Genomic DNA, 3,493 nt, shown 5'->3' on the forward strand with positions numbered 1-3,493 from the left:
CGAATGCCGGTACACCTGCGCGACGCGGTCGGCGCTGCCATCTGTCTCACCGGTCTGTTCGACTCGTTGGACGAATCGGAGTTGGCTCCGTGTCGACATCGGTACTCGCCGGTGCTCGAAAAACTCGCTTCGCGAGATCGCGTTCAGGAATCGCCTGTCTGCTCGACGGTGATCGTCAGGTCGCCCGACTCGTAGTCGGCCTCGAAGTCGACGCTGAACGCGCCGGATTCGTAGGCGGCGTGGTAGGCACGGTGCAGTTCGAGCGACCCGGTCGGCTTGAAGTGGAAGAACGCAGCCGAGGTGTAGGGCTTGCTCTGGGTTTCGACTTGCGTCTCGACAGAGGCCGGGAGCGCGATTTGTGGTGTGTCTGTATCGATACTCGCAGCGAATTCCTTCGCTTCCTCGACAGTGGCCTGCGAATGTGCGGGCGTCTCGCCGGTGAGCACGTTTACCGGTGTCTCGGTATCGTCGGTGAACAGGACGTCTTCGAAGGTGCGTGTCCCGAGGATTGCCTCGGGACCCAACTCGCAGTCGTGAAACGGGTCGTCCTCTGAGGTCATCGAATCACGAGCCTACGTGGGGCTCACCCATTTCGGCCCCTGAAAAACAGCGGCTGCCACGAAGCAAATCGAACTAGGAGTGGTTCAGGCTCGCCTTCTCGAAGGGTGATTCCCCGGTCGAAATGAGCAGCTCCTGTTGGTCTCCGACTCGCTCGGCGAGTTTCCGTTTCAGGTACTGTCTCGCCGTCGACGGCGTGAAGACGCCTTTGTCGAGCATATCGCCGACGACGTCTTTGAGGGCCGCGAACTGTCCCTGTAGGTGGCCGTCGCCGACCGGCTCGCCGTCGTACCAGCGCACCGTCGCGAGCGCGCCGTTCCCGACCGTCTCCCCCTGTTCGACTGTCTCCGACTCGTACTGCAGCCCGAACCACAGCGTCCGGTGACATCCTCCGCGCCGTGAACGGCACGGCTTCCCGCGCATGGGGAATACCAGCTAAGTGCGACTATTGCTGGTAGAGGGTTCCGACCCGCAAAATGCCGAGAGAGTCATCTGCGAGTGTTGCTCGCTCCTCTCACGGTGGGTCGTGGTGCTGTCACAGGCACTCCCATCCCGAGGCGAGTCATTGCCTGCCGGTTTCAGCGGCACGCTCTCTCCCCACGGGTCAGCCCGTTGTGCAACGTTGATTGCGCCGTTGATATCGCCCTGAAACACCGTGATGTGACACTCGTCGTTCGTACACCGGAACGTGCCTTGGGCGGCTCTGCTTCCGATGTGATCGCAGGCATGACACGTCTGGCTCGTGTACTCTGGCCGGACGTACTTGACCGGGATACCTGCCTCTCGCGCTTTGTCCTCGACGCGTTTCTGTAGCCGAGCGAACGCCCAAGCATGGAGCCGGCGGTTCATGTACCCGCCGTAGTCCAATTCTTCGCGGATATAGGTCAAGTCCTCCATCACGATTACCGGCTTCTCGAAGCGACGGGCGTACTCGACAGCCTGCCGAGACACCTTCTCGACAATATCTGTCAGCGCGTTCTGGTAATAGTCAAATCGTTCGTCAATCCGCCACTCGGCGGCGTCACGCTCTTGGAGTCGTTTCAGGGTGGTGTGCATCTCTTTGCGGAGATGCTTCGCACGCGAACCGTCACACACGAACGGGCCAGTCGGTGAACCGTCCTTGAGGGCACAGCCCGTAATCAGGGCCGATTCACCGATGTCCAGACCGATGTGTGTCACGTCGTCACTATCTGTCGTGTAGTCGGGTTCCTCGACCGGGAACTCGACGGTAACGTGGAGCGTCCACGAGGTGCGATTCCGTTGCAGACGGAGTTGTCCTGGGGATGTATCCCCGTCCACGAGGTCACGCCACAGCCCCTTTTGCTCGGGATTGATTCGAAGCGGTATCCAGAAGTTCGTCCCGCGACCGGGCTGTGGTACCCACCACGTAAACTCGTATTCGCGTTCTGGCGAGTGGTCAAATTCGGCGGCTTGGTTGGTGAGTCGAACCGGGTGGTCGTCATCTAACTCCTCTGCGTCGTAGGTGTCGTGGAGCTGCGGGACGTAGTTGCAGAGCGCCGCTTTCGCCTGATACGGCAAGTCGTAGGGCGTCACAATGTCGCTGGTTGCGCTCATCGTGTCGCACCCAGCCTCGAACGCCTCGTGTAGCCCCTCACGGTAGGTGTCGAGCAGATCACACAGTTTGTGCTCTTTGTGGGCTGTTGGCGGCGCGAGTGTGGCTTCGAGCGTCTTAGTTGGCATTAGCCTCTAACCCCTTCTCGATTATCTCGCTGTTGGCACGCGGATGGACGATACCATTCTCACGGAGCATCTCCCGTTTGTGTGTATTTGACCGCATTTGTTTCCCTTCGTAGGCCGTCCAGACTGGTTCGCCCCGCACCTTCTTGGGGGCGATAAACACTCTCAGAAGCGATTCAGCCAAATTCATCGTTGCGACACCGTTCAGGACTCGACCTGTGTATCGGCGCCCCCACTGTGTTCCGGATGAGAGAGCAGACTCACGTCCTGTAGGAGCGTCTTCGCTGCCTCGATTCGCTCTTGATCTGCGTCGTCGAGTCCGGCAGTCTCGATGCGGTTGAGATTGGTGAGTGAGCGGTGCAGTCGGTATCCGGGTGTGTTGCGCGGGTCCATCTGAAGCGCCTCGCCGATTCACGGCGCAGAGAAACATCTCCAGCTGCGGATAGCTGTGGGGCTGTATGCACATATTAACCAACACTGAGGATTCGCTATTCATTTTGTTGGTTAAGGCTGGCAGCGCGTCGATGGATTCGGCCCGTAGCGAGCTGTGCCACACACCTGGCACTCCCAGATCGGTTGTTCCGTCCACGCCGCATCCGGGACCGACTCGTGGGTCTTGAACCGATGGTCGGTCGCCCGTCCACAGGTTTGACAGTCGAGTTCCTGCGTCGTCGGTACCGACGACACCTGGCGATCAGCCGCAGCCTCGCCAGTGGATTCGGTCAGCGCCATCGCTGGAACCAGCCACACCGCGTTGTCGGCGTCGTCGAGGACCGCGTCGAGACGCGACGCGTCGCGGATGCCGTCCCCCCGCTGGTCGTAGAGCCGTGTCGGGGGCTGCTCCTGACGCTCCGACGCTCCGACGCTCCCTGCCCGTGCCACCCAGTCCGGTCACGGACGGCACTGAGAAGCCGCTCTCCTTCCGCTGACGACACCTGTACCGCGTCGGGGAGTGCGGGCCAGTGCTCGACCAGCTGGCGCGCCGGCGCCTCGTCGAGGTCGTAGATGAGGGTGTAGTCGTCGACGGCCGGCTCCGCCTCGTTGGCGGAGAGGAGGTTCGCCGCGGCGCCGCCCTTCGCCACGGCGCCGTAGGACGTGGTCGACTCGACGACCAGGTGGATGATGCCGAGGTATGTCGTCGACGCTGACTCGTCCGTGCTAGTCGCGTCACTCCCAAGATAGTTGGTGAGACAGAACCGGCATTTCGTCTGCCCGTCTGGGACTGACGCCCCACACG

The 3,493-nt window shown here is 61.4% G+C and carries 4 protein-coding genes and 2 pseudogenes; all 6 read right to left on the bottom strand.

What is annotated here, in order from left to right; translation table 11 throughout:
* Positions 1 to 143: 143 nt before the first annotated feature.
* Positions 144 to 560 carry a DUF8025 family protein gene (locus J07HQW2_RS16690; RefSeq protein ID WP_021056877.1) on the bottom strand — a complete coding sequence of 139 codons (417 nt, stop codon included), beginning with the start codon at positions 558 to 560 and terminating at the stop codon, positions 144 to 146.
* A gap of 73 nt (positions 561 to 633) precedes the next feature.
* Positions 634 to 942 (bottom strand): annotated as a pseudogene (locus J07HQW2_RS16695) (DUF6735 family protein); the annotation flags it as partial.
* A 51-nt stretch (positions 943 to 993) separates the two neighbouring features.
* On the bottom strand, positions 994 to 2,259 hold the full coding sequence (locus J07HQW2_RS16700) for an RNA-guided endonuclease TnpB family protein (RefSeq protein WP_021056879.1): 1,266 nt from the start codon (positions 2,257 to 2,259) through the stop codon (positions 994 to 996).
* Positions 2,249 to 2,446 (bottom strand): hypothetical protein, encoded by a 198-nt coding sequence (locus J07HQW2_RS16705; RefSeq protein ID WP_021056880.1) that lies wholly within the window; start codon positions 2,444 to 2,446, stop codon positions 2,249 to 2,251. Before J07HQW2_RS16705 ends, J07HQW2_RS16700 begins: the two co-directional genes overlap by 11 nt.
* A gap of 14 nt (positions 2,447 to 2,460) precedes the next feature.
* Positions 2,461 to 2,649, bottom strand: a complete 189-nt coding sequence (locus J07HQW2_RS16710) for a DUF8012 family protein (RefSeq protein ID WP_021056881.1) — start codon at positions 2,647 to 2,649, stop codon at positions 2,461 to 2,463.
* Positions 2,650 to 2,760: 111 nt separating this feature from the next.
* Positions 2,761 to 3,493: pseudogene (locus J07HQW2_RS16715) on the bottom strand (hypothetical protein); the annotation flags it as partial.

The sequence above is a fragment of the Haloquadratum walsbyi J07HQW2 genome (assembly GCF_000415985.1).
GTDB lineage: Archaea > Halobacteriota > Halobacteria > Halobacteriales > Haloferacaceae > Haloquadratum > Haloquadratum walsbyi_B.

Bases quoted from the DNA above. Each gene is read 5' to 3' on its own strand.
- J07HQW2_RS16690 (WP_021056877.1), bottom strand. From the start codon at position 560: ATGACCTCAGAGGACGACCCGTTTCACGACTGCGAGTTGGGTCCCGAG.
- J07HQW2_RS16700 (WP_021056879.1), bottom strand. From the start codon at position 2,259: ATGCCAACTAAGACGCTCGAAGCCACACTCGCGCCGCCAACAGCCCAC.
- J07HQW2_RS16705 (WP_021056880.1), bottom strand. From the start codon at position 2,446: ATGAATTTGGCTGAATCGCTTCTGAGAGTGTTTATCGCCCCCAAGAAG.
- J07HQW2_RS16710 (WP_021056881.1), bottom strand. From the start codon at position 2,649: ATGGACCCGCGCAACACACCCGGATACCGACTGCACCGCTCACTCACC.